Source organism: Tepidamorphus sp. 3E244 (genome assembly GCF_046159835.1).
GTDB lineage: Bacteria > Pseudomonadota > Alphaproteobacteria > Rhizobiales > Tepidamorphaceae > JACKJK01.
Genome location: NZ_JBJXCY010000002.1, coordinates 1,288,783 through 1,313,267, shown reverse-complemented (window position 1 = coordinate 1,313,267; position 24,485 = coordinate 1,288,783). Strand labels below are relative to the sequence as shown.

The 24,485-nt window shown below is 66.5% G+C and carries 17 protein-coding genes; 5 read left to right on the top strand and 12 right to left on the bottom strand.

What is annotated here, in order from left to right:
• Positions 1–15 precede the first annotated feature (15 nt).
• A complete protein-coding gene (mutS, locus tag ACKTEK_RS14970) occupies positions 16–2,742 on the bottom strand; it encodes a DNA mismatch repair protein MutS (RefSeq protein WP_409166089.1) in 2,727 nt (908 codons plus the stop codon).
• Between the two features lie 203 nt (positions 2,743–2,945).
• On the opposite strand from mutS, the gene ACKTEK_RS14965 reads away from it, so the two are divergent.
• On the top strand, positions 2,946–5,246 hold the full coding sequence (locus tag ACKTEK_RS14965) for an NADP-dependent malic enzyme (protein WP_409166088.1): 2,301 nt from the start codon (positions 2,946–2,948) through the stop codon (positions 5,244–5,246).
• A 24-nt stretch (positions 5,247–5,270) separates the two neighbouring features.
• Here the strand turns inward: ACKTEK_RS14965 and ACKTEK_RS14960 are convergent, their stop codons facing one another.
• The 6 genes from ACKTEK_RS14960 to rsmI all read right to left on the bottom strand — a co-directional run bounded on the left by ACKTEK_RS14960 (position 5,271) and on the right by rsmI (position 12,260).
• Complete coding sequence (locus ACKTEK_RS14960; RefSeq protein ID WP_409166087.1) at positions 5,271–6,221, bottom strand: GNAT family N-acetyltransferase; 951 nt, start codon at positions 6,219–6,221, stop codon at positions 5,271–5,273.
• Between the two features lie 122 nt (positions 6,222–6,343).
• Positions 6,344–8,083, bottom strand: a complete 1,740-nt coding sequence (locus ACKTEK_RS14955; protein ID WP_409166086.1) for an ATP-binding protein — start codon at positions 8,081–8,083, stop codon at positions 6,344–6,346.
• Positions 8,084–8,145: 62 nt separating this feature from the next.
• Positions 8,146–9,681 carry a YifB family Mg chelatase-like AAA ATPase gene (locus ACKTEK_RS14950; RefSeq protein ID WP_409166085.1) on the bottom strand — a complete coding sequence of 512 codons (1,536 nt, stop codon included), beginning with the start codon at positions 9,679–9,681 and terminating at the stop codon, positions 8,146–8,148.
• 329 nt (positions 9,682–10,010) lie between these two features.
• Positions 10,011–10,952, bottom strand: a complete 942-nt coding sequence (gene gshB / locus ACKTEK_RS14945) for a glutathione synthase (RefSeq protein ID WP_409166084.1) — start codon at positions 10,950–10,952, stop codon at positions 10,011–10,013.
• A gap of 22 nt (positions 10,953–10,974) precedes the next feature.
• Positions 10,975–11,358: a YraN family protein gene (locus ACKTEK_RS14940; RefSeq protein ID WP_409166083.1), complete on the bottom strand. Its 384-nt coding sequence runs from the start codon at positions 11,356–11,358 to the stop codon at positions 10,975–10,977.
• Entirely contained in the window at positions 11,355–12,260 is a 906-nt protein-coding gene (rsmI, locus tag ACKTEK_RS14935) for a 16S rRNA (cytidine(1402)-2'-O)-methyltransferase (protein ID WP_409166082.1), read from the bottom strand. The genes ACKTEK_RS14940 and rsmI overlap by 4 nt, the downstream gene beginning before the upstream one ends.
• A 242-nt stretch (positions 12,261–12,502) precedes the next feature.
• On the opposite strand from rsmI, the gene ACKTEK_RS14930 reads away from it, so the two are divergent.
• The gene (locus tag ACKTEK_RS14930; protein WP_409166081.1) at positions 12,503–13,720 is read left to right on the top strand and encodes a penicillin-binding protein activator; all 1,218 of its coding nucleotides are present in this window, start codon (positions 12,503–12,505) and stop codon (positions 13,718–13,720) included.
• 41 nt (positions 13,721–13,761) lie between these two features.
• Here the strand turns inward: ACKTEK_RS14930 and hemW are convergent, their stop codons facing one another.
• The 3 genes from hemW to rph are packed head-to-tail and all read right to left on the bottom strand — an operon-like array spanning position 13,762 to position 16,303.
• Positions 13,762–14,961 (bottom strand): radical SAM family heme chaperone HemW, encoded by a 1,200-nt coding sequence (gene hemW / locus ACKTEK_RS14925; RefSeq protein WP_409166080.1) that lies wholly within the window; start codon positions 14,959–14,961, stop codon positions 13,762–13,764.
• Positions 14,954–15,589, bottom strand: a complete 636-nt coding sequence (gene rdgB, locus ACKTEK_RS14920; protein ID WP_409166079.1) for an RdgB/HAM1 family non-canonical purine NTP pyrophosphatase — start codon at positions 15,587–15,589, stop codon at positions 14,954–14,956. The genes hemW and rdgB overlap by 8 nt, the downstream gene beginning before the upstream one ends.
• Positions 15,590–16,303: a ribonuclease PH gene (gene rph / locus ACKTEK_RS14915; RefSeq protein ID WP_409166078.1), complete on the bottom strand. Its 714-nt coding sequence runs from the start codon at positions 16,301–16,303 to the stop codon at positions 15,590–15,592.
• 222 nt (positions 16,304–16,525) lie between these two features.
• Between rph and hrcA the strand changes: the two genes are divergently transcribed.
• Positions 16,526–17,587, top strand: a complete 1,062-nt coding sequence (gene hrcA, locus ACKTEK_RS14910) for a heat-inducible transcriptional repressor HrcA (protein ID WP_409166174.1) — start codon at positions 16,526–16,528, stop codon at positions 17,585–17,587.
• A gap of 182 nt (positions 17,588–17,769) precedes the next feature.
• Entirely contained in the window at positions 17,770–18,435 is a 666-nt protein-coding gene (gene grpE, locus ACKTEK_RS14905) for a nucleotide exchange factor GrpE (protein WP_409166077.1), read from the top strand.
• A 91-nt stretch (positions 18,436–18,526) separates the two neighbouring features.
• Here grpE and ACKTEK_RS14900 read toward each other — a convergent pair whose 3' ends face one another.
• Both ACKTEK_RS14900 and ACKTEK_RS14895 read right to left on the bottom strand, forming a co-directional pair.
• Complete coding sequence (locus ACKTEK_RS14900; protein WP_409166076.1) at positions 18,527–21,388, bottom strand: phosphoenolpyruvate carboxylase; 2,862 nt, start codon at positions 21,386–21,388, stop codon at positions 18,527–18,529.
• A 144-nt stretch (positions 21,389–21,532) separates the two neighbouring features.
• Positions 21,533–22,186, bottom strand: a complete 654-nt coding sequence (locus ACKTEK_RS14895) for an alpha-ketoglutarate-dependent dioxygenase AlkB family protein (protein WP_409166075.1) — start codon at positions 22,184–22,186, stop codon at positions 21,533–21,535.
• 245 nt (positions 22,187–22,431) lie between these two features.
• On the opposite strand from ACKTEK_RS14895, the gene dnaK reads away from it, so the two are divergent.
• Positions 22,432–24,342, top strand: coding sequence for a molecular chaperone DnaK (gene dnaK, locus ACKTEK_RS14890; RefSeq protein ID WP_409166074.1), 1,911 nt, complete (start codon positions 22,432–22,434; stop codon positions 24,340–24,342).
• The last annotated feature ends 143 nt before the right edge of the window (positions 24,343–24,485 follow it).

Sequence of the window (24,485 nt, the reverse complement as noted above, 5' to 3'; positions counted from 1 at the left end):
CCTGTTTGACCGACATCACCCCTGTTTCTGGCGCAGTTCCTTCAGCCGGTAAAGGAATTCCAATGCTTCGCGCGGTGTCATCTGGTCTGGATTGAGGTTTTCGACCTCCCGATCCAGCGCACTTTCATGCGGCTTCGGTGCTGCCTTGGCCGTGCTTGAAAAAAGCGGCAGGTCGGCAACCAGCTGGTGCGGATCGGCGCTGCGTTCGGCCGCTTCCAGTTCCGCCAGCACGATCCTTGCGCGCTCGATCACCGCTTCGGGAAGGCCCGCAAGGCGGGCGACCTGCACGCCGTAAGACCGGTCGGCAGCGCCGGTGATGACCTCGTGCAGGAAGACGACCTCGCCCTTGTATTCGCGCACTTTCAGCGTCGCGGGCTTGAGGCGCGGCAAGGTCGCGGTCAGCGCGGCCAGCTCGTGGAAATGCGTGGCGAAGAGCGCGCGGCAGCCGTTTTCGGCGTGCAGGTGTTCGAGCACAGACCATGCGATGGACAGGCCGTCATAGGTCGCCGTGCCGCGCCCGATCTCATCGAGGATGACGAGCGCGCGCGGGCCGGCCTGATTGAGGATCGCCGCGGTCTCGACCATCTCGACCATGAAGGTCGAACGTCCACGCGCGATATCGTCCGCCGCGCCGACCCGGCTGAACAGCCGGTCGACGATGCCGATCTTCGCTTCCTTGGCGGGCACGAAGCTGCCGCACTGGGCGAGAATGGCGATCAGCGCGTTCTGGCGCAGGAAGGTCGATTTACCGGCCATGTTGGGGCCGGTGACGAGCCAGATCGCGCCGTTCTCGGTCGTGCCGTCCGGTGCGCCAAGGTCGCAATCGTTGGCAACGAAGGTGCCCTGCCCGCTGGCCGCCAGCGACTGCTCCACCACCGGGTGCCGCCCCGCCACGATGTCGAAGCGTACGTCCTCGCTCAGCTGGGGCCGGACGTAGCCGCGCTCCTGCGCGACGGTGGCGAACCCGCAATAGACGTCGAGTTCGGCCAGCGCCTGCGCCAGTTCGCCGAGCAGGTCGCCGGCCTCTGTCACCGCAAGGCGCAACCGTTCGAATACCTCCCCCTCGATGCGCTCCACGTCGCCGGCTGCCGCATCGATGCGGCCCTGCAGGTCACCCAGCTCGGTCGTGGTGAACCGCTTGGCGTTGGGCATGGACTGGCGGTGGATGAAGGTTTCCGCACCTTCCTCCAGCAGTTTCTCGCCGTGCTGGAGCGGCACCTCGACATAGTATCCGAGGAAATTGTTGTGGCGGATCTTCAGCGGCTTGATGCCGGTTTCGTCGCGGTACTTGCCCTCAAGTGCTGCGATGAAGCGACGGGCCTCGTCTCGCAGGGTGCGCGCTTCATCGAGATCGCTCCGGTAGCCCGCCTGAACGAAATTGCCGTCGCGCCGCTGCACGGGCAGTTCATCGGCGAGCGCCGCGATCAGTTCGGCGCGCAGGGCTTCGGGCACGGCGGCGCAAGCCCGCGCCGTATCGGACAGACGCTCCGGCAAGCCGGACCCGGCGCGCGACATGGTTCGCGCCAGTTCATCGGAGGCTGCCAACGCATCGCGGATCGCGCCGAGATCGCGCGGCCCGCCGCGCAGCAGCGCCAGCCGGGCGCGGGCGCGGGCAATGTCCGGGCAGGCGCGAAGCGCGGCGGTGATATCGGCATGAAGGCGTGCATCGGCGCACAGGGCGGCCACCGCCTCGTGGCGCGCGGCAATGGCAGCCAGATCGGTCAGCGGCGAGGTCAACCACGCAGCAAGGCAGCGCGCACCGGCAGAGGTCACCGTGCGGTCGACGGCGGCCAGCAGCGTGCCCTTGCGCGACCCGGACAGGGTTCGCGTCATTTCAAGGTTGGCGCGGGTCGCCGCGTCGATCGCCATCACGTCGGCGGTGCTGGCGCGGCGCGGGGCCATGAGCGGCGGGCGGGAGCCGACCTGCGTGCGCTCCACGTAGCCGACCAGCGCGCCGAGCGCAGACAGTTCGCTGCGTGAAAACGCGCCGAACCCGTCCAGCGTGGCAACTCGGAAATAGGTCGTCAGCCGCTCGGTGGCCGAGGTTGAATCGAAGGCAACATCGGCGCGCGGCGTGACGCGGGCGCCATACTGCGTCCAGAGGTCCTCGTAGGCATCGTCGCGGCGCAGGCTTTCCGGCACCACGATCTCGCCGGGGTCGAGGCGGGCGAGTTCAGCCGCGAGCCGCTCGGCTCGCAGCGGCTGGACGGCGCATTCGCCGGTGGAAATGTCGGCCCATGCGAGCGCGAACTCATCGCCCGCCGCGCCGGAGCGCACCCGCGACACGCAGACGAGGTAATTGTTGGCACGCGCGTCCAGCAGCGCGTCTTCGGTGAGCGTTCCGGGGGTGACGAGGCGAACCACGTCGCGGCGGACTACCGATTTCGCACCGCGCTTCTTGGCTTCCGCCGGATCCTCGGTCTGCTCGCACACGGCGACGCGGTGGCCGGAGGCGATCAGCTTCAGCAGGTAATCGTCGGCGGAGACGACCGGCACGCCGCACATGGGAATGTCGTCGCCAGCGTGCTTGCCGCGCTTGGTCAGGGTGATGCCGAGGGTCTGCGAGGCCTGCACCGCATCGTCGAAGAACAGCTCGTAGAAATCGCCCATCCGGTAGAACAGGAGGCTGTCGGTATTCTGCGCCTTGATCTCCAGGTACTGGCGCATCATCGGCGTCGCGGACGCCAATGCATCCGCCGCCGCTGCCGACCCGCTGCTCTGTGAGGTTTCGCTTTTCGCCATGTCGCGCGGACCCTAGCAAACGCTTTGCGCTGACGCAGCCGCGTTGGCGCGTGCGTCCACAAGTCCCTTGAGGCGCAACCGGGCGCTCTTTAAGGTTTTTGGTCCGGCCCGATGACAGCAGGAAAAACTGCGCACGGGCCGGCGGGAGCGGATCACAACAACAAGACCGCCCCGATCGGGAGAGAACCGCCAAGGGGAACGGCATGGCCAAGGACGACGAGGCAGGCGAGCGCAAGGTCGCCAAATCCACCAATCCGACATTCACCGACCAGGAGGCACTGCAGTTTCACTCGCAGGGCCGGCCGGGCAAGATCGAATTCATCGCGACGAAGCCGATGGCGACCCAGCGCGACCTGTCGCTGGCCTACTCGCCGGGCGTGGCGGTGCCGGTGCTCGCCATCGCGCAGGACCCCGACCGGGCGTTCGAACTGACGGCGCGCGGCAACATCGTCGCGGTCATCTCCAACGGCACGGCGATCCTGGGGCTGGGCAATCTCGGGCCGCTGGCGGCCAAGCCCGTGATGGAAGGCAAGTCGGCGCTGTTCAAGCGGTTCGCCGACATCGACGGCATCAATGTCGAGGTCAACACCGAGGACCCGGACGCCTTCGTCGACTGCGTGAAATATCTCGGCCTCGCCTTCGGCGGCATCAACCTGGAAGATATCAAGGCGCCGGAGTGCTTCATCATCGAGCAGCGGCTGCGCGAGCTTCTCGATATTCCCGTCTTCCATGACGACCAGCACGGCACCGCGATCATCGCGGCGGCCGGTCTCATCAACGCCATCGACCTGACGGGCCGGAAGATCGAGGACCTGACGCTCGTCATCAACGGGGCCGGGGCCGCCGGCATCGCCTGTGCCGAACTCCTCAAGGCGCTCGGGATGAAGCATGACAACGTCATCCTCTGCGACACCAAGGGCGTGATCTACGAGGGCCGCGAAGAGGGCATGAACCAGTGGAAGTCGGCCCACGCGGCAAAGACCGACAAGCGGACGCTGGCCGATGCCATGAAGGGCGCGGACGCCGTCTTCGGGCTGTCGGTGAAGGGTGCGTTCTCGGACGAGATGATCCGCTCGATGGCGGACAAGCCCATCATCTTCGCCATGGCGAACCCCGATCCGGAAATCACGGCGGAGGAAGTGGCGGAGATTCGCAACGACGCCATCATGGCGACGGGACGCTCCGACTACCCCAACCAGGTCAACAACGTGCTGGGCTTTCCCTTCATCTTCCGTGGTGCGCTGGACGTGCGCGCGACCACCATCAACATGGAGATGAAGATCGCGGCGGCGAAGGCGCTGGCGCAGCTTGCCCGCGAGGACGTGCCGGACCAGGTGGCGGCGGCCTATGCCGGCAAGCGGCCGAAATACGGGCCGGACTACATCATCCCCGTGCCGTTCGACCCGCGACTCATCAGCTACGTGCCACCGGCGGTGGCGAAGGCGGCCATGGAAACCGGCGTCGCGCGGTTCGAGATCAAGGATCTCGACGCCTACCGGCAGAAGCTGTCCGGACGGACCGACCCGGTACAGGCCTCGCTCAGCGGCATTTTCGGCACGGTCAAGCAGTCGCCCAAGCGGGTGGTCTTCGCCGAGGGCGAGGAAGAACAGGTGATTCGCGCAGCCTATGCCTTCGCCAATGCGGGGCTGGGCGAACCGATCCTTATCGGGCGCGACCAGGAAATCCTCGAGACGCTCAATTCGCTCGGGCTGGAGCAGCGCAAGGACGTCCATATCGCCAACGCCAAGCTGTCGAAGAAATCCACCGAGTATGCGGAATTCCTATACGGGCGGCTGCAGCGCAAGGGCTTCCTGCAGCGTGACTGTCAGCGGATGGTCAACACCGACCGCAACTATTTCGCCGCCTGCATGCTGGCGCGCGGCGACGCGGACGCGATGGTGAGCGGCGTGACGCGGAACTATTCCGTCGTGCTCGATGAGATCCGCCGGGTGATCGACACCAAGCCCGGCCACCGCATAATCGGGGCGTCGGTCGCGCTGTGCCGCGGGCGCACGGTCATCGTCGCCGACACCGCCGTCCACGACATGCCGAACGCGGAGGAACTCGCCGATATCGCGGTCGAGGCCGCGCGCGTTGCCCGGCGCTTCGGCCACAAGCCGCGCGTCGCCCTGCTCGCCTATTCCACGTTCGGCTACCCGCGCGGGGAACGCTCCGACCGGGTTCGCGAGGCCGTGTCCCTGCTCGACAAGCGGCGCGTCGATTTCGAGTATGACGGGGAGATGTCCGCAGACGTTGCGCTCAACGCAGACCTGATGGCCGCCTACCCGTTCTGCCGCCTGTCGGGACCGGCCAACGTGCTTGTCATGCCGGCGTTCCATTCGGCATCCATCGCGACCCGGATGCTGCAGGAGCTGGGCGGTGCGACGGTGCTGGGGCCGCTGCTGTCGGGGCTGGATCGCTCCGTGCAGATTGCGCCGCTTGGCGCGCGCGACAGCGACCTCGTCAACCTCGCGGCCATCGCGGCCTACAACGTCAACGGTTGAGGCCGGGCTTGGGAATAAGGTGCGTCAGGCGCTGCCGACAGGAGCGTCCGGCGCACCGAAATGGCCGAAATAGCGCGGGTTGATGGCCGAGGTCGGCAGCAACATGCAGACATCGACCGTGCCGAACTGGCGGTCGATCACCGCCCCTTCACCAACCTTCGCACCCAGCCGCAGGTAACCCTTGATGAGCGGCGGCAAGGCACGCAGCGCCTCGCGCTCCGACATGTCGGAGGCGGGGATCATGTTCATCGACACGTTCAGCTCGTCATGGGCGCGCACCTGCCAGTCACCGCTGGCGGTGGCGTGGTGATGCAGGAAGGAAAGCGCCAGCGCGTGGTCGCGCGGCTCGGTGCCCTGGAAGCTGGCGCAGCCGAACATCGCATCCAGCCGGTGGTGGCGGATATAGGCCCAGACCCCCGCCCAGAGCACTTCCAGCGTGCGCTTGTTGCGGTGGGTCGACAGCACGCAGGAGCGGCCAAGCTCAAGAAAGCGCGTGTCGGGCATCCGGTCCAGCAGCGGCGCGATGTCGTATTCCTGCGCGGTGTAGAAACCGCCGGTCGCCAGCGCCTGTTCGTGGCGCAGCAGCCGGTAGGTGCCGACCACGGCAGGACGGCTCAGGCCAAGCGGCGTGCGCGGCGGACGCGCTTCATGGTCGATGACCAGCACGTGGTCGCAGATGCGGTCGAAGCGGTCTGAATCGCGGCGCTTGCGGCGCGTGCGCAGGCCGGCGGTCGCGCCAAGTTCCTCGTAGAAGACGCGGTAGCGCAGCGACTGCGCGAGGCGCACTTCCGCCGATGTGCGGGCAAGGCGTGCTTCCAGCGAGCCGATCCGCGCCAGCGTGGCAGGCGGTTGAACCGCGTCGAAGCGCGCCCGCAGGCGGCGCGGCGTCAGCGCATGCACCAGCGCGCCCGGCGCCGGGTGCCAGGCACCGCCCGGCTTCAGTCGCGATCCGAAATTCGTATCAGAAATGCTCATGGTCCCCGCTCCTTAAGCCCGAAGGTCGGTCCGGGGCAAACCCCGACCATCGACTCGCTTCGGCGCTTCAGTCGCCGTAGAGCAGGACCATAACAGTTCTACAGATGTATGACAGCCGCCGCTCAGGCGGCGCTGCGGGCGGCGAGGCCTTCGAGCGTGACCGCAAGGCGCTTCGGGTCGATGGGCTTTTCGAAATGGGCGGCAAAGCCGTCGGCATCGACATCTGCCGCATTGCTGGCGCTGACCGCGACGATGGGAAGGTCGAGGCCTTCGGCACGCGCCTTCACGGCAACCTCGCGACCCGACATTTCGGGAAGCTCCAGATCGAGCAGGATCGCATCGAAGCGGTTCGCGGGGTCGCGCAAGGCGGCAAGCGCGGCGCGGCCATCGCCAACGTGCTGCGCCTCATGGCCCATGCGCTGAAGCATGGCCACCAGCAGCATGGCGCTGATCGGATCATCCTCGGCAAGCAGGATGCGTTTCGGGTTCTGCGTGCGCGGCAGCTTGTCGGCATCCGGCGCCGCGGTGCGCGTGCTGGCGCGCGGCGTGCTGCGCGACAGGGCGATGCGCGCCAGCAGGGATTCCTCGCGGACCGGGCGCGTCAGATAGCCCGCGTAACCCTGCTGCCGCAGCTTTTCCGGCTCGGTACGTTCGGTCAGCGACAGCAGCGCGATGTGGGGAGCAGCCGCGTCCGGCGGCACGCCGTCCTCGCTGCGCGCGGTTAGCACGATGTCGGCATCCTCGGACGCAACGTCGGTTGCCGCACCAAGACGCGCGCACATGGCTGCGATCATCGCGCGTTCATATGGGCAGGGCAGCGACACGGCGACGGACTGACCTTCCAGCGGGCGCGGCGAGGCCACTGCTGCCTGCCCGATGCGGCACGGCAGGAGAACCGTGAAGATCGAACCCTGGCCGGGCGCGCTCTTCACGTTGATCTCGCCGCCCATGGCATCGACCGTGCGGCGCACGATGGCGAGACCAAGGCCGCTGCCAGCGCCACCGGAGGCCGGTGCGCGCTCGAAGACCTCGAAGATGCGGGCGTGGTTCTCCGGCGCGATGCCATTGCCGGTATCGGAGATGACGATTTCCAGTTCGCCGTCGAGGGTGTCGGCCTCGCCGAGCCAGCGGCATTCGACGGCGATACCGCCGGTTTGCGTGTACTTGACCGCATTGCCGATGAGGTTGGTCAGCACCTGCCGCAGGCGCGCGGCATCGAGATGCAATGTCAGCGGCACCGAATCGCTGACCACCGCGCCGAGGCCAAGATTTTTCGTGTGGGCGCGCAGGGCCAGCAGTTCGGTCACTTCACGCAGGATCGCGCGCGGGTCGCACTCGGTTTCCATGATGTCGATGCCGTCGGCATCCATCCGGGAATGGTCGAGAACCTCGTCAACGAGCGCGGCCAGCGTCTGGCCCGACTGGCGGATGGCGTGGACGTGGTTGCGCTGCGCGGGGGTCAGGTCGTCGTCGAGCAATAGGCCGGCGAGGCCAAGGACGCCATTGAGCGGCGTGCGCAGTTCGTGGCTGAGCGACGTGATGGAGGAGAGGTCGGGCACGGGTGGTTTCAAAACGGGCGGTTTTCCGAAGACCGGCTCGACGCGCTCTTCTTTCGTTTGATCGCGTCGCACGGAAAAAGGCCGCGTGACGAGGAGGCTCAGCGCGCTGCCGATCAGGGTAAGAAGCGCCAGACTTGCCAGCGTTGAGGCCGGAAGCGTGCCCGGAACCGCGTTGACCGTCCCCAGCACCCCGACGGGAAATGCGACGGCCAGCAATCCGCCAATCCAAGCCGGCAGCGGCCTCGCCCGCAGGTTCGTGGCCGTCGCGGTTTTTCCGCCCTGAGATGATTCGCCCTGTGTCATGGCGGGATGATCGCCGCCAAGGGTCAATCATCTGTTAACGAAGGTAAACCGATTGCAGCAGTTCAGGCGGCTGCCGCCAGCCGGTCCGACATGGCGCGGTAGGAGAGCGCCTCGGCGACGTGCACGCGGCTGACGCCGGGTGCGCCATCGAGGTCGGCGAGTGTGCGCGACACCCGCAGGACCCGGTGGAAGCCGCGCGCCGACAGCGCCATGCGGTTGGCGGCATCGGCGAGCAGCGCGCGGGCATCGGCTGCCAAATCGATCGTTTCCTCCAGCACCGGTGCCGGGACGGCAGCGTTCGTCATCCCGGATCCGGTTCCCGCAACAGATGCGTAGCGTTCACGCTGGATCATGCGGGCCACCTCGACGCGGGCGCGAATGTCGGCGCTCGTCTCCTGCGCCGGGGGCTGCATCAGGTCGACGGCGGTGACGGCCGGAATATCGAGGTGGATGTCCACACGGTCGAGGAAGGGGCCGGAGATGCGCGCCTGGTAGTCGGCGGCGCAGCGCGCACCACGGCGACAGGTGTGACCCGGTTCGCCCGCCATGCCGCAGCGGCACGGGTTCATGGCCGCGACGAGCTGGAAGCGCGAGGGATAGGTGACCCGGTGGTTGGCGCGGGCAATGACCGTCTCGCCGTTCTCCAGCGGCTGGCGCAGGGAATCGAGCACTTGCGGTGAAAACTCCGGCAGCTCGTCCAGGAACAATACGCCGTTGTGGGCGAGCGTCACCTCTCCGGGCCGCGCCTTCATGCCGCCGCCGACCATGGCCGCCATGGAGGCGGAGTGGTGCGGCCCGCGGAAGGGACGCACGGACGACAGGCCGGTTTCGCCGAGCACGCCTGCAACCGAGCGGATCATCGAGACATCGAGCATTTCCGCTGGTGTGAGATCCGGCAGGATCGAGGGCAGCCGCGCCGCCAGCATCGACTTTCCGGCACCGGGCGGGCCGACCATCAGCAGGTTGTGGCCCCCGGCAGCGGCGACTTCCAGCGCGCGCTTTGCCGATTCCTGCCCGCGCACGTCGCGCATGTCGGCGGTTGCGTATGTGGAGACGCCGATCACCGGTTTGGGACGCGGCAGCACCTGATTGCCGTTCAGGTGATTGACGAGCGCGGTGAGCGTTTCGGGTGCGGCGATCTCCATGTCGGAGGCCGCCCATGCCGCCTCGCCGCCGCACGCGCCCGGACAGACAAGTCCGCAGCCTTCGGCATTGGCGGCGATGGCAGCCGGCAGGACGCCGGCAACCGCGCTTATGCGCGCATCCAGCGCGAGTTCACCCAGCACCACCTGACCATCGAGCGCGGTCGCGGGAATGGCACCGATTGCCGCCATGACGCCTGCCGCGATGGGAAGGTCGAAATGACTGCCCTCCTTGGGCAGATCGGCGGGCGCGAGGTTGATGGTGATGCGTTTGGGAGGAAGCGACAGGCCGACGGCGGTCAGCGCAGCACGGACACGCTCGCGGCTTTCGGCAACCGCCTTGTCCGGCAGGCCGACAATGGTGAAAGCGGGGAGACCCGGCGACACCTGAACCTGCACGTCCACCGGGCGCGCGTCGATGCCTTCCAGCGCAACCGTCCTGACCCTGGCGACCATCCGCCCCTCCGTTCGTTACTCAACGGAAGTTAGCGCATCACCCGCCAAAGAACAATAGGCGAACATTTGCCATTGTGTGCGTTTCGTTTTGCCGCAAAGGCAAGATGGCCCTAGCCTCACCACCCACGCGGAGCAAAACCGCCGCGACAACATGAATTCGGGGGCGACGCACAATGTATTTCAGATTCCTGACGGCCGGTCTTTTACTTGCCACTTTGACCGTTTCCGCCGTCGCCCATGGCGGCGGCTGCCGGAAGAGTTCTCCTCCCGGCCAGTGTTGCCACATGGAGCGGGCAACCGGCATCGTTCACTGCCACTAGGCGGGCAGTCTAGCCGACCTTTTCCTCGATCGCGTCCCAGATCATGGCGGCTGCATCCGGGCCGCCTAATTTCGCGATGGCACGGATGCCGGTGGGCGAGGTGACGTTGATCTCGGTCAGGTAGCCGCCGATCACGTCGATGCCGGTGAAGATCAGACCCTTTTCCTTCAACACCGGGCCGAGCGCCTCGACGATCTCGCGTTCGCGCGGGGTGAGGTCGGTCTCGGAGGCCACGCCGCCGCGCACCATGTTGGAGCGCAGATCGCCTTCCGCCGGAACACGGTTCACGGCACCGGCAAACTTGCCGTCGACGATGAGAATCCGCTTGTCGCCCTGGCGCACTTCCTCGCGGTACTGCTGGATGACCCAAGGCTCGCGGAAGGTGCTTTCGAACATGTCGATGAGCGAACCGAAATTCTCGTCGCCCGGCTTGAGGCGGAACACCGCCTTGCCGCCGTTGCCGTAGAGCGGCTTGATGACGATGTCGGAGAACTCTGTCCGGAAGGCCTCGATCTCCGAAACGTTGCGGGTGATCAGCGTCGGCGGCATGAACTGCGAGAATTCGGTGACGAAGATCTTCTCCGGCGCGTTGCGAACGCTGGCCGGATCGTTGACCACCAGCGTTTTCGGATGGACGCATTCCAGCATGTGGGTCGCGGTGATGTAGTCCATGTCGAAGGGCGGGTCCTGCCGCATCAGCACGACCTGGGCCTCGTCCAGACGCATCCGGGTGCGCTCGCCAAGCGAGAAATGATTGCCCTTCTCGTCGCGCACCTCGACCGGTTCGCCGGTCACGAACACATCGCGCCCGCGCTGGGCTAGGTCGCGCACGTGGTAGTGGATCAGCGCGTGGCCGCGCTTCTTGGCCTCCAGCATGAGGGCGAAGGTGGAATCCCCGGCGATGTTGATGCCGGCGATATGGTCCATCTGGACGGCGACTGTCAGGGACATGGGCTGATCTATCCGAACAATGTCAGGCGTGAGGGCGGAACGCGTCGGGCAGGTGACGCGGCAGGCGGCGCGGCGTCACGATCACCGCGTCGAAGCGCATGTTGTATCTGGCATAGGCGGGGTTGCTGGCAAGCCATGCCTGCGCGGCAGCGGCCATGCGCTTCTGCTGTGCGGCCGTGATGGCTTCCAATCCGCTGGACTCACTGGCGCGGGCCTTCACTTCCACGAAGGTCAGCAGATTGCCGCGCACGACGACGAGGTCCAGTTCGCCGACGGGCGAACGCCAGCGGCGCGCAAGCGGGCGAAAGCCCTTCACGGCCAACAGCGCGAGTGCTGCGAATTCGGACCGCCGGCCTCTTCGCTCCGCGCTGCGGCGGCGTTGCACTGCTGCGCCGGGGGCGGTCATGTCGCCTTCCGGGCCCGCGAGCCGAGTTCCAGCGCGCGGGTATAGAGTTTCTTGCGCGGCAGGCCGGTTTCCTGCGCAAGAATCTGCGCGGCGCGGCTGACGCCATGTTCCGCGCTCAGGGATTCCAGCCGCTCGGCAATGGCGTCGTCGCCGATGTCGGCGCTGGGGGCTTCTTCATCGGGCGGCGCGACGACGACGACGATCTCGCCCTTGGGCGCAGCCCCTTCACCGAAGCGCTGCGCCAGTTCGCCAAGCGTGCCGCGCTCCAGCGTCTCGAAGCGCTTGGTCAGTTCACGGGCAACGGCGGCCTGCCTGTCGCCATAGACGGCCTGCATATCCGCCAGCATGGCGGCGACGCGGTTTGGCGACTCGTAGAAGACCAGCGTGCCCGGCACGGTTGCGAACTCGGCTGCCTTGTTGCGACGCGCACCGGATTTCGACGGCAGGAAGCCCGCAAAGAAAAAACTGTCAGTTGGAAGGCCCGCGGCGACGAGCGCTGCCAGCGTGGCCGAAGCTCCGGGCAGCGGGAACACTGCATGGCCCGCCTCGATCACCGCTTCCACGAGCTTGAAGCCGGGGTCGGACACCAGGGGCGTGCCGGCATCGGAGACGAGTGCAACCACCTGCCCGCCAGCCAGCCTGTCCAGCAGTTCCGGGCGACGCTGGGCGGCGTTGTGCTCGTGGTAGGACAGGCAGTGGGTGCGGATCGCGTAGTGGTCAAGCAGGCGGCGCGTATGGCGGGTATCCTCGCAGGCGATCACATCGGCGGCGGCCAATGTTTCCAGCGCGCGGATCGTCACGTCCTTGAGATTTCCGATGGGCGTGGCGACGACATAGAGGCCGCTTGCCGGACGCGGCGCGGGAAAAGCGGTCTGTCCGATCGCGTAGCCTTGCTGCAACACCTGTGGGGTTTCCTCATCTGCACCGCCCGCAGACCGTCATTGGCGGTTTTGCGCGCAGCTTCCACGCGCTACGACTTCTCGCAACATATCAGGCCGGGCGGCGGCGGAAACGGCTGACGGGGCATTTTTTCCGACGCCAGAACGGGTTAGACTATCAATGGTTTGTTTACCATGATGGCCGACACCTGAACGGGCAGGTGCAAAGTCGGCATCGGGGCAAGTTTGAAAGCGGCATGAGTTGCATGAGGCGTAACGGGGGACAGGGCGAAACGACGCGGCGGGGGCTTCTCGGCCTCGGCATGGCGCTTGGCATGTCGGCGGCACTTGCCGCCTGTAGCGGCGGCGGACAGGGCATCGGCGCCCAGCAGCCGAGCGCGCCGGCGCAGTCGGCGCCGACAGGTTCGTTCGGTTCCGGCCCCGTGCAGGTCGCGCTTTTGCTTCCCTTCAGCGCCGGCGGCAGCGGCGGTTCGACCGCGGCCGTCCTGCGCAACGTCTCGGAGATGGCGGTCTCGGAAGTCCCGAACTCCGCCGTCACCGTCACCCCCTATGACACCAAGGGCACCCCGCAGGGCGCACGCGATGCCGCGCTGGAAGCGATCCAGAACGGCGCGCGGCTGATCCTCGGACCGCTGTTTTCCAACGAGGTCGTGGCCGCGGGCCAGGTGGCCGGTTCGACCAACGTGCCGGTCATCGCCTTCTCGTCCGACCCGAACGCAGCCGGCGGCACGGTCCGCCTGCTGAGCTTCCTTGCCGAAAGCGACGTCAACCGCGTGGTGCATTATGCCGCGCAGAACGGGCGCAAGTCCTTCGGCGCGCTGGTGCCGGAGAACGCCTATGGCATCCTCGTCGAAAACGCGCTGCGGCAGGCGGTTTCACGCAATGGCGGGCAGCTGATCGCGGTCGAGCGCTACAAGTCCGACCCGGCAGCCATCAAGGCCGCAGCCCAGAAATTCGCGCCGATTGCAGCCGGAGCCAATGCCCGGGTCAACGCGATCCTCGCGCCGGAAGGCGCAGCGGCCATGCCGCATATCGTGACCGGGCTGAGCGAAGGCGGCGTCGACCTCAACCGGGTGAAGATGCTCGGGACCGGCCAGTGGGACGACCCGACGGTGCTGAACATCCAGCCGCTCAAGGGTGGCTGGTTCGTCGCGCCCGATCCGGCCGGCTTCAACTCGCTGCAGGCACGCTACCGCTCGCGCTACGGCGGAGACCTGCCGCGCATCGCTACGCTCGCCTATGACGCGACGAGCCTTGCCGCCGCGCTGGCCAGCATCGACCAGAACAACCCCTACCCAGCAAACCGCCTCGACAACACGGACGGTTTCCAGGGAACGGACGGGATCTTCCGGTTCAATTCCAGCGGTCACAGCCAGCGCGGGCTGGCGGTGCTGGAAGTGCAACCCCCGGGCAAGCGGGTGGTGCAGACCGCACCGAACTCGTTCCGCGGGCAGGGCTTCTAGAACTTCAGGTTTTCAAGAGATTTCCGGCGGCCTGTGAAACCTCAGGCTGCAAGATCGGCGACGACCGCGTTCAGCACCGGGAAGCCTTCCGGCGTAACGCGCAGGCCACGATTGCCGACGCGCGCGATCATGCCGTGTTCTTCTAGGTCGGAAATCCGGCCTGAATCCAGCCCCCGCCCGGCAAGGGCCGCATACCGCTCAACGTCGATACCCGACGCGAGCCGCAGGCCCATGACGAGGTACTCGTCGGCAATTTCTTCCGGTGCCAGCAGGTCATCGACGCTCATGCCGTGGCCGTTGGCCAGCACCTTGCGCCGCCATGCTTCCGGCATCGGCTCACAAGCAGTTGCCCAGCGTCCGCTGCCAAGGGTCAGCCGCCCATGGGCGCCGGGGCCGACACCGACGAAATCGCCGTTGTTCCAGTAGACGAGGTTGTGGCGGCATTCCGCGCCGGGGCGGGCATGGTTGGAAATCTCGTAGACCGGGAGGCCTGCCTCAGCCGTCAGGTCCTGCGTCACGTCGTAGAGGTCGCGCGCGAAATCGGCATCGGGCACCGTGAAACGGCCGGCATCGTGCAACCGCGCGAAGGCCGTGCCCGGTTCGATGGTGAGCTGGTAGAGCGACATGTGCTCGCCCGCAAGGCTGAGCGCATGGGCCAGCTCGCCGCGCCAGTCTTCAACGGACTGGCCGGGCAGCGCGTAGATCATGTCGAAGGACATGCGCGGGAAGGTCGCCTGCGCGATCTCGACGGCACGCAGCGCATCGGCACGGTCATGCAGGCGGCCGAGGAATTTCAGCTTGGCATCGTCCAGCGACTGAACGCCGATGGAGACGCGGTTGACGCCCGCATCGCGGAAACCGCGGAACCGGCCCGCGTCGACGCTGGAGGGGTTGGCCTCGAGCGTGATTTCCAGGTCGTCGGCGACCGGCCAGAAGTCGGCGACCTTCGCGATGACCTTCTCGACCGCCTGCGGCGGCATCAGCGAGGGCGTGCCGCCGCCGAAGAAGATGCTGCGCACCGTGCGGCGCGGGGTGCCGGAGAGGCGGCGCGCGTTGAACTCAAGCTCCGTGCACAGCGCGTCGGCGAAGCCCATGGCGTCGACGCCGCCGTGGCGGACATGGCTGTTGAAGTCGCAATAGGGGCACTTGGCCGCACAGAAGGGCCAGTGGACGTAGATACCGAACCCGGCATCGCCGGTTTCCGCGCCGGGCAAGTCGGCTGCGTGCGTGCCCTCAAGCATTGCCAGACCCCGCTTCGACCAGCGCCTTGAAGGCACGGGCACGGTGCGACAGGGCGAAATCCTGACCCTGCGCCCAGCCGTGCTTTTCGTCCGCACTCATCTCGCCGAAGGTGATGTCGTAGCCCTGCGGCAGGAACACCGGGTCGAAGCCGAAACCCTTGGTGCCGCGCGGCGGCCAGACCATCTGGCCCTCGATCTCGCCGCGATATTCGCGGGTCTCGCCATCGGGCCAGGCAAGGCACAGAACGGCCACGAAGCGGGCGGTGCGGCTTCCAGGATCGGTCGCGCCGGCCTGCTGCAAGGCTTCCTCGACGTTGCGCATGGCGAGCGCGAAGTCCTTGTCCGGCCCGGCCCAGCGGGCGGAATGAATGCCGGGCTTGCCGTCCAGCGCATCGACGCAAAGGCCGGAATCATCGCTCAGCGCGGCAAGGCCGCTGTGCTTCACCGCCGACAGGGCCTTGATCTTCGCATTGGCCTCGAAGGTTTCGCCGTCTTCGTCCGGCTCGGGCAGGCCAAGCTCGGCGGCAGAGACGATCTCGCAGCCAAGCGGCTCCAGCAAGGCGCGAATCTCGCGCACCTTGCCGTCATTGTGACTGGCGACGACGATCTTCTCCGGCAGGGGCCGCATTCAGGCAAGCGCCTCTTTCTGCAGTTCCACGAGCTCCCCCACGCCCTTGGAGGCGAGCGAGAGCAGGTCGAGGAACTCCGACTGGCTGAACGGTGACTTTTCCGCCGTCGCCTGCACCTCGACGAGGCCGGACGAGCCGGTCATCACGAAGTTGGCGTCGGTGTCGGCGGATGAATCCTCGGCGTAATCGAGGTCGAGCACCGGGGTGCCCTTGTAGATGCCGCAGGAAATGGCCGCGACGTGGTCGGTCAGCGGGTTCATGTCGATCATGTTGCGCTTGCGCATCCAGTTGATGCACTCGGCCAGCGCCACCCAACCGCCGGTGATGGAGGCGGTGCGGGTGCCGCCGTCGGCCTGCAGCACGTCGCAGTCGACGGTGATCTGGCGTTCGCCGAGCAGCTTGAGGTCGCAGACGGCGCGCAGCGAGCGGCCGATCAGGCGCTGGATTTCCAGCGTGCGTCCGCCCTGCTTGCCGCGCGAGGCCTCGCGCTGGGAGCGATCATGGGTGGAGCGGGGCAGCATGCCGTATTCGGCGGTGACCCAGCCGCGCCCCTGCCCGCGCAGCCACGGCGGCAGGCGCTCTTCCAGCGAGGCCGTGCACAGCACGTGGGTGTCGCCGAAGCGGATCAGGCAGGACCCTTCGGCGTGTTTGGCGAAGCCGCGCTCGATGGAGACGGGGCGCATGGCATCGGGTGCACGTTCGGATGGGCGCATCTCGCGAAGTATCCCTGCTAGCGGAATGGATTGGCGTGGCTGGCTCTGTACCCGCTTCGCGCGGCAATCGCAAAGACAATGCACGCACGGCACGCCTGCGAACCGCCCGCCGCGCACTTGACTGACCGCGTGCGGCAGCGAACATATCCCCACATGGACACATTGAGTCACCTGCGTGCAATTGCGCCCGGCGACGGGTCGTCCGACCCGTCGACCGGCGAGATGGAATCCGAGCTTGCCAAGCTCGGCGAGCGTTCGCGCGACATTTTCCGGCATATCGTGGAAAGCTACCTGGAGACGGGCATCCCGGTCGGCTCGCGAAGCCTGAGCCGTGCGCCGTCGATCAACCTGTCGCCGGCCTCGATCCGCAACGTCATGTCGGACCTGGAATCGCTGGGGCTGATCTTTGCGCCGCATACCTCCGCCGGGCGGCTGCCGACCGAGCTTGGCCTGCGGTTCTTCGTCGATGCGCTGATGCAGTTCGGCGAACTGACGGAAGCCGAGCGCAGCAGCATCGAGGCGCAGGTCGCCGCCGGCCAGAACCAGGGTTCGGTGGAGACCGTGCTGACGGAGGCCGGCAACCTGCTTTCGGGCCTGTCGCGCAGCGCTGCCGTCGTGCTCGCCACCAAGAGCGACCTGAAGATCCGCCACGTGGAGTTCGTCCGCCTCGACACCCGCAAGTGCCTTGTCGTGCTGGTGGGGGACAACGGCGCGGTGGAAAACCGGCTGATGGACCTGCCGGAAGACATTCCAGCCGACAGCCTCAACGAAGCGGCGAACTACCTGAACGCCCATCTGCGCGGGAAGACGCTGGCGCATGCGCGCCGCGACATGGAATCGGCGCGCGAGGAGGCCCGCACGCAGGTTGCCGAACTGACCGACAAGGTCATCGAGGCGGGGCTTGCGAGCTTCGGCGCGGCGCGCGACGGCCAGCCGCCGACGCTTATCGTGCGCGGGCAGGCGAACCTGCTGGAAGACCTGAACGCGCTGGAAGACCTCGAACGGGTGCAGCTGCTGCTGGCCGACCTTGAGCGCAAGAACGACATCGTCGAACTGCTCGGCCTCGCCGAAACCGGCGACGGGGTGCGCATCTTCATCGGCTCGGAGAACAAGCTGTTTTCGCTGTCGGGCTCGTCCGTCGTGCTGTCGCCCTACCGCGACCGGGACCAGAGCCTCGTCGGGGTGCTGGGCGTGATCGGTCCGACGCGGATTAACTACGGGCGCATCGTGCCGATGGTGGACTACACCGCGAAACTGGTCAGCCGCATCCTCGACAAAGGTTGAGCACAGCACCAAAGAGCCGAGCGACATGCACCTTGCGCCGCGCGCCGGGTTGATTTTCGCGGCCAAAGCCCTGATATCCGCCCCAACGAAACCTCACGCGCCCACCTGAACCTTGCGCACGCGACACGCGAAACACCCGCGCGACGCATGCCGGCAGTGGGCCGACCACGGGAAACGACGCGATGAGCAACGACGACATGGACAATCAGCCCGTCAACGAGAATGACGAGACGATGGCCGCCGACGGCCCGGACATGGAAGCCGCGCAGGCGGCGGCAGCTGCGCTCGCGGCGGAAAATGCCGAGATGAAGGACCGCCTGCTGCGCACCGTCGCGGAGATGGAAAACCTGCGCAAGCGGACCGACCGACAGGTTCGCGAAGCCGGCCAGTACGCGATCGCGAACTTCGCGCGCGATATGCTGGTTGTCGCCGACAACCTGTCCCGGGCGCTGGAAACCGGCACCCCGGAAGAGGCCGAGGCCATGCGCGCTGCCTTCGATTCCATGCGCGAAGGCGTGCAACTCACCAAGGGCGAGCTGGTTCGGCTGATGGAGCGCCACGGCGTGAAGAAGATTGCGGCCGAGGGCGAGAAGTTCGACCCGAACATGCACCAGGCGATTTTCGAGGTTCCGGACCCGTCCGTCCCGTCAGGCACGGTGATGCAGGTCACCCAGGATGGCTATTCGATCGGCGAGCGCGTGCTGCGCCCCGCCATGGTCGGCGTCTCCAAGGGTGGACCGAAGTCGGCACCGAAGCCGCAGGAAGCGCCCGCCGCCGAGGCCGAGACCCAGCCCGAGACGGGCGGCGAAGCACCGGGTTCGGAAGAGCACGTCGACAAGACCGTGTAACGAAGCTGCCTGCACCGAACCGGCGCAGGCGTGGTTTTCGTGTCTTGTCCCAATTCCGGACCAAAAACCGGCGTCCACTTTTTGGAATTGCTTACCCGTACGCACCGAACCGGTGCGACAGGCCGATGCCGATGCGGCGCATCTGCTCGTAGACCTTGGTCAGCGGCGCGATGATGTTCTCGTGGATATGCGGGTAGCCGCTTTCACGCTCGGCATCGAAGGTCGATTTCTCGTTCAGATCCAGCGCAGGCCCGGCATCCGCCCGGCGGGGGAAGGTTTCCGCGATCAGGGCGGTGGCCTCCGGCACGCGCATCTGCAGCAGCAGGTCCAGCACCACTTCGCGGGAGAAATCGTTTCGCGCGGCAAAGGGCGGCAGGTCGGCGGCCCGCAGCAGCACGTGCATCATCAGCGCGATGCGCACTGCATGCAGCAGGTAGAGCGCGCGGCGTGAATCATCCGCCAGCGGATTGACCCCGGACCCCAGTTCCTCAAGCAGCGCCTCGAGATGCAGCAGGTCGGTGCGCAGCTTGGTGTGGAAGCGGTTGAAGGCAAAGGCGATGCCCTTGTCCGACAGGCGCTCGGCGAGCGTCAGGCAGGCGCGGCGCTGCGGCCCGGCGCCACCGGCATCGGCGCGCGCGATCCAGAAGCCCGCATCCAGAATGGTCGCCTGCGCGGCAAAGGCCGTGAGGCTCGACTGACGGCGCGCGAAGGCAATCATTTCCACCAGCGCGGTCGCGCGCGGAGACTTGCGGCAGAGATCGGCGAAGCGGTCGAATTCGTGGACCGCCGCCGAGCCGAAGCCCGTCACCACGTTGGGCACGAAACCAAGCTGCTGCAGCGTCGCGTTGTGCGGGATCGCCCGCAGGCGGGACAGGTCGGTGCGCCCGCCGCCGCTTTCGCTCGCCCGGCGCGACTTTCTCGAACCCGTGGCGAACAGCAGGTTGCCGGCGAAGGCAAAGACCGCCGCGCCGTAATCGGGATCGTTGTAGAGCGCGATCTGGTAGCGGCGCAGTTCGCGGTAGAAATCCCACGTGAAGGCAATGTCGGAATAGAACGGATCGTCGTGCGGCGCCTTCCAGTCGCGCTCGGCGACGAGAATGCCGGAGACGGTGCGCAGGGCGAGATCGTCGGTCTCGAACAGCAGGAAGCCGTCGGTGCCCTGGAAGCTCGACTCGTGGCAGAGCGGGATGCCCAGCTTCTTGAACCGGCTGCGCGCCCACGGCGTCATGATATGGTACTGGCGGTTGGTCAGGGACCCGGGATGGCTGCCGCGCCCGAGCGATTCGCCGTGGGTGTCGAAGATCAGCGCCTCGACGCCCTTCAATTCCTTCTTCTCCATCAGGCGGGCGAGCTGGATCTGCAGCCGCTCGATGGCAAGCGCTGCCGGGATCTGGCCGATGAAGCGGCCGGCATCGGAAAACCCGGTCTGGATGGCGATGCGCCCGCGCTCTTCCAGGTGCGCACGGAAGACGTCGTTCTCGATCAGCTGCTCGATGAGGCGGTTGCCGCGCTCCAGCGCGTCGGGCGTCTCGAACAGCGGCGAGATGTCGATGCGGTCGTCAATGCCGAAGAGCCGCGCGAAATAGAGCACCGCGAGCGCGGTCAGCGGTTGCTCACATTCCGCGATCAGGTAGCGGACCACGGTTTCCCGGTCGACCAGCGTCAGGAGCCGCGACACCAGCATCATCTGCTGGAGCGCGGTCGTCTGTTCCGCGCCGAGCGAGGCGAAGTTGATGTCGGCCGGCTTGGTGCGGGCAATCTCGGTGGTGAGGTTCGACAGCGGCCAGCGCCCGTCGAGCGCGCCCTGCCCCGTCCAGCCGAGATGCGCGCGAAGCGCGTTGTGGACCTGCACCGCGTTGATGCGCACGTGGACATGGCCGGTACCAAGCCCGCGCGAGGCGACGGCTGCATGCACGACGATCAGCTCGGTGCGCACGGCAGGGGATTCCTCGGCGATGATGAGTTCGTGCAGTTCCTCGCGCACGGCCTTCGTCTCGACGAGGCGGTTGGAGTCCTTGTCGGTCAGCCGGTTGGCCGCAGCCGACAGGGCGGCCGGGTCCGACAGGTCGGCGCTGAAGGCCTCGGCCTCGGCGCGCGCGCTTTCGCCGGCACGGGCCAGCCTGTCGCGCAGCTTCTTGATGCGCGTCGTCACCGGCTTGGAGGCCTCGCCCTTGTCGAGGATCACGTCCAGCGCCTCGGCATACATCTGCAGCTGGGCGGCCTTCTCGTTGAGGCGGAAGCTCAGCGAATCCGACCAGTCGATATCGGAGCGGCCGTCGAGGTCGTAGCCGACCCAGGACGCCAGCGTGGAGAGTTGCGGGCGGAAAGCCGCCCATTGCAGCGGATAGACGTCGCGGGCGATCTCCACCAGCTTGCGGTGGAGTATGTCGAGGGAGGCGGCGATGCGCTTCAGCGTGGCCTGCGCCGCGGCATGTTCGCGTTTCAGGGTCTGCTCCGGCTCCGGCTGGTGCTTCTCGTCCTTCAGCCGTTCAAGGGCGGCGGCATATTCCTCGCTGTCCTTTTCGTGGGCGGCGAGGTCGGCAAGGATGCCGCGCAGCGCGTCCGACATGGAGAAGGTCGGGTGGGCGGTGAGCACGAAACCGTATTGCGGGCGTTCCCACTGGGCGCGGAAGCCTTCGAAGGGGATCGGCTTGCCGCCATCGCCCATGGCGGCGGCGCGGACCACGCGTTCGAAGCGGGCAACGGCCTCGTCCTTGGAGTTCGCCTCCACGTAGGAGCGCAGGCGGCGGGCGCGCGAGATCAGCGCCTCGTCCGCGAGCGCCTTGGCAAGACCGTCGAGATCGTCGGTGTCGATGCTGCCGGCTTCCAGGTCGCGGGAGATGTCGTAGGCAAGCTGCTTGACCGCGTTGGCCTGCGGATCGTGCGCCGGCTGCTCGATATGGCTTTCCAGCAATTCGAGGTAGCGCGCCTTGAGCGTTGCGGAGTCAGTCATTGGTATCGTCCCGTTTCCGGTGAACCCTAAGCCAAGGGACGATGGTACCAACCCCCGAGCATTCGGCACTATCGCTACACGGACGCAACAGTTTCGTCACGGGTGAAAGGTTTTCACCCCGTTTGGCGCGGTTTTTCTGCCGAGTTAAGCGTTCAGGCCCGGTTTCGTCACGCGACGCAGGGTGAGGTTGATGCGCCCGGACTGCGTGAGAAGCGTCGACGTGTCCTTGATGATGCGGTCGACCCCGTGATGGATCAGCCGCGCCGGCCCGCCCATCACCAGCACATCGCCGGAATGCAGCCGGAACGAGCGCGTCGGGTCGCGGCGCGCAAGCCCGCCATATCGGAACAGGCACGAATCACCCAGCGAGACGGAAACGACCGGGGCATCGAAGTCCTGCTCGTCCTCATCCACGTGCAGGCCCATGCGCGCGCTCTCGGCGTAATGGTTGACGAGGCAGGCTTCCGGCGGCGCGCCGAAACCTGCGACATTCTCCCACAGTGCGGTGAGCTGCGGCGGCATCGCCGGCCACGGTTCGCCGGTTTCCGGGTGGGTGGGCTGGTAGCGATAGCCCGCCTTGTCCGCGACCCAGCCGAGCGGGCCGCAATTGGTCATGCGCACAGAAAAGGGGCGCCCCGAACGCGGCATCACAGGGGTGTAAAGCGGGGCCTGGCGCACCACATCGCGGATGGCGTCGCGCAGCTCCGCCTGTTGCTGCGGGTTGAAATAGAGCGAATAAAGGCGCAGTCCGGGAACCGGTTCGAGGTCCGCAGCCCGCGTCGGGGATTGTTCTGTCATTCAGGCATCAGGCCGGTTTGCAGCCATTTCCAACAATTGGGTCACCACGCTTGCAGGCATCTGACTCGGTTCTTATATACCGCGCAGGTTCCGTTCGTTCGTCCCCGGAGGCGAAGCGCCATCCGGACCGGACGAGCCAAGGGAACATGTTTTCCAACCCCAAGGGAGTCGCAGACCGCAGATATTGCGCGAAGGTGCCTTCAAGGGCCTGTCAGCGACCCGCCTGAACACTGGGAGTTTTCATCATGGGTAAGGTCATCGGTATCGACCTCGGTACGACGAATTCCTGCGTCGCCGTCATGGACGGCAAGGACGCGAAAGTCATCGAGAATTCCGAAGGCGCACGGACGACACCGTCCATGGTCGCCTTCACCGACGAAGGCGAGCGCCTCGTCGGCCAGCCGGCCAAGCGCCAGGCTGTCACCAACCCGTCGAACACGCTGTTCGCGATCAAGCGCCTCATCGGCCGCACCTACGACGACCCGATGACGCAGAAGGACAAGGGCCTTGTCCCCTACGAGATCGTCAAGGGCGGCAACGGCGATGCATGGGTGAAGGCGCAGGACGAGAACTATTCGCCCTCGCAGGTCTCCGCGTTCATCCTCCAGAAGATGAAGGAAACGGCGGAATCCTTCCTCGGCCAGCCGGTGACGGAAGCCGTCATCACGGTTCCGGCCTACTTCAACGACGCCCAGCGCCAGGCCACCAAGGACGCCGGCAAGATTGCCGGTCTGGACGTGCTGCGCATCATCAACGAGCCGACGGCGGCAGCGCTCGCCTACGGCCTCGACAAGAAGAACACCGGCACCATCGCGGTCTATGACCTTGGTGGCGGCACCTTCGACATCTCGATCCTCGAGATCGGCGACGGCGTGTTTGAAGTGAAGTCGACGAACGGCGACACGTTCCTCGGCGGTGAAGACTTCGACATGCGCCTCGTCGAGTACATCGCCGACGAGTTCAAGAAGGAACAGGGCATCGACCTGAAGAGCGACAAGCTCGCCCTGCAGCGCCTCAAGGAAGCTGCGGAAAAGGCGAAGATCGAGCTTTCGTCCTCGACCCAGACCGAGATCAACCTGCCCTTCATCACCGCCGACCAGTCCGGCCCGAAGCACCTGACGATGAAGCTGACCCGCGCCAAGTTCGAGGCGCTGGTGGATGACCTCGTCCAGCGCACGGTCGCACCGTGCAAGGCGGCTCTGAAGGATGCGGGCCTGAAGTCCGGCGAGATCGACGAAGTGGTTCTCGTGGGCGGCATGACGCGCATGCCGAAGATCCAGGAGACGGTGAAGCAGTTCTTCGGCAAGGACCCGAACAAGGGCGTGAACCCGGACGAAGTCGTGGCCATCGGCGCGGCGATCCAGGCCGGCGTGCTGCAGGGCGACGTCAAGGACGTGCTGTTGCTTGACGTAACCCCGCTTTCGCTCGGGATCGAGACGCTGGGCGGCGTGTTCACCCGCCTGATCGACCGCAACACCACGATCCCGACCAAGAAGAGCCAGGTCTTCTCCACGGCTGAGGACAACCAGTCCGCCGTGACGATCCGGGTCTTCCAGGGCGAGCGTGAAATGGCCGCCGACAACAAGATTCTCGGCCAGTTCGACCTCGTGGGCATTCCGTCCGCACCGCGCGGCATGCCGCAGATCGAGGTGACGTTCGACATCGACGCCAACGGCATCGTCAACGTGTCGGCCAAGGACAAGGGCACCGGCAAGGAGCAGCAGATCCGCATCCAGGCATCCGGTGGCCTCAGCGAGTCCGACATCGAACAGATGGTGAAGGACGCCGAATCCCACGCCGAGGAAGACAAGAAGCGGCGTGAATCGGTCGAGGCCCGCAACCAGGCCGAGTCGATGATCCACTCCACGGAGAAGCAGCTCGAAGAGCATGGCGACAAGCTGGCGGAAGCCGACAAGTCCGCTCTCGAGACGGCGATCGCGGAAGCCAAGGAAGCCGTCGAAGGCGGCGACCCGGAGACGATCACCGAGAAGACCACGGCCCTGACGCAGGCTGCCATGAAGCTTGGCGAGGCCATCTACACCGCGTCCCAGCAGGAAGCGGAAGCCGAAGATGGCGAAGGTCCGGCTGCGGAAGACGACGTCGTCGATGCAGACTTCGAGGAAGTCGAGGACGACGACGAGAAGAAGTCGGCCTGACGGCCCTCACAATCTCAACAGGCGGGCGGCCGGCAACGGCCGCCCGTTCTCGTACCCGGCCACCCGAAACACGCAGGATGTGTGACCGGTGTGCAACGCAGCGCGGCGATAGTGTCATGCCTTCGCCGGCATTGGCTGGAACA

Coding starts and splice junctions, on each gene's coding strand:
- mutS (WP_409166089.1), bottom strand. CDS start 2,742: ATGGCGAAAAGCGAAACCTCACAGAGCAGCGGGTCGGCAGCGGCGGCG.
- ACKTEK_RS14965 (WP_409166088.1), top strand. CDS start 2,946: ATGGCCAAGGACGACGAGGCAGGCGAGCGCAAGGTCGCCAAATCCACC.
- ACKTEK_RS14960 (WP_409166087.1), bottom strand. CDS start 6,221: ATGAGCATTTCTGATACGAATTTCGGATCGCGACTGAAGCCGGGCGGT.
- ACKTEK_RS14955 (WP_409166086.1), bottom strand. CDS start 8,083: ATGACACAGGGCGAATCATCTCAGGGCGGAAAAACCGCGACGGCCACG.
- ACKTEK_RS14950 (WP_409166085.1), bottom strand. CDS start 9,681: ATGGTCGCCAGGGTCAGGACGGTTGCGCTGGAAGGCATCGACGCGCGC.
- gshB (WP_409166084.1), bottom strand. CDS start 10,952: ATGTCCCTGACAGTCGCCGTCCAGATGGACCATATCGCCGGCATCAAC.
- ACKTEK_RS14940 (WP_409166083.1), bottom strand. CDS start 11,358: ATGACCGCCCCCGGCGCAGCAGTGCAACGCCGCCGCAGCGCGGAGCGA.
- ACKTEK_RS14930 (WP_409166081.1), top strand. CDS start 12,503: ATGAGGCGTAACGGGGGACAGGGCGAAACGACGCGGCGGGGGCTTCTC.
- hemW (WP_409166080.1), bottom strand. CDS start 14,961: ATGCTTGAGGGCACGCACGCAGCCGACTTGCCCGGCGCGGAAACCGGC.
- rdgB (WP_409166079.1), bottom strand. CDS start 15,589: ATGCGGCCCCTGCCGGAGAAGATCGTCGTCGCCAGTCACAATGACGGC.
- rph (WP_409166078.1), bottom strand. CDS start 16,303: ATGCGCCCATCCGAACGTGCACCCGATGCCATGCGCCCCGTCTCCATC.
- hrcA (WP_409166174.1), top strand. CDS start 16,526: ATGGAATCCGAGCTTGCCAAGCTCGGCGAGCGTTCGCGCGACATTTTC.
- grpE (WP_409166077.1), top strand. CDS start 17,770: ATGAGCAACGACGACATGGACAATCAGCCCGTCAACGAGAATGACGAG.
- ACKTEK_RS14900 (WP_409166076.1), bottom strand. CDS start 21,388: ATGACTGACTCCGCAACGCTCAAGGCGCGCTACCTCGAATTGCTGGAA.
- ACKTEK_RS14895 (WP_409166075.1), bottom strand. CDS start 22,186: ATGACAGAACAATCCCCGACGCGGGCTGCGGACCTCGAACCGGTTCCC.
- dnaK (WP_409166074.1), top strand. CDS start 22,432: ATGGGTAAGGTCATCGGTATCGACCTCGGTACGACGAATTCCTGCGTC.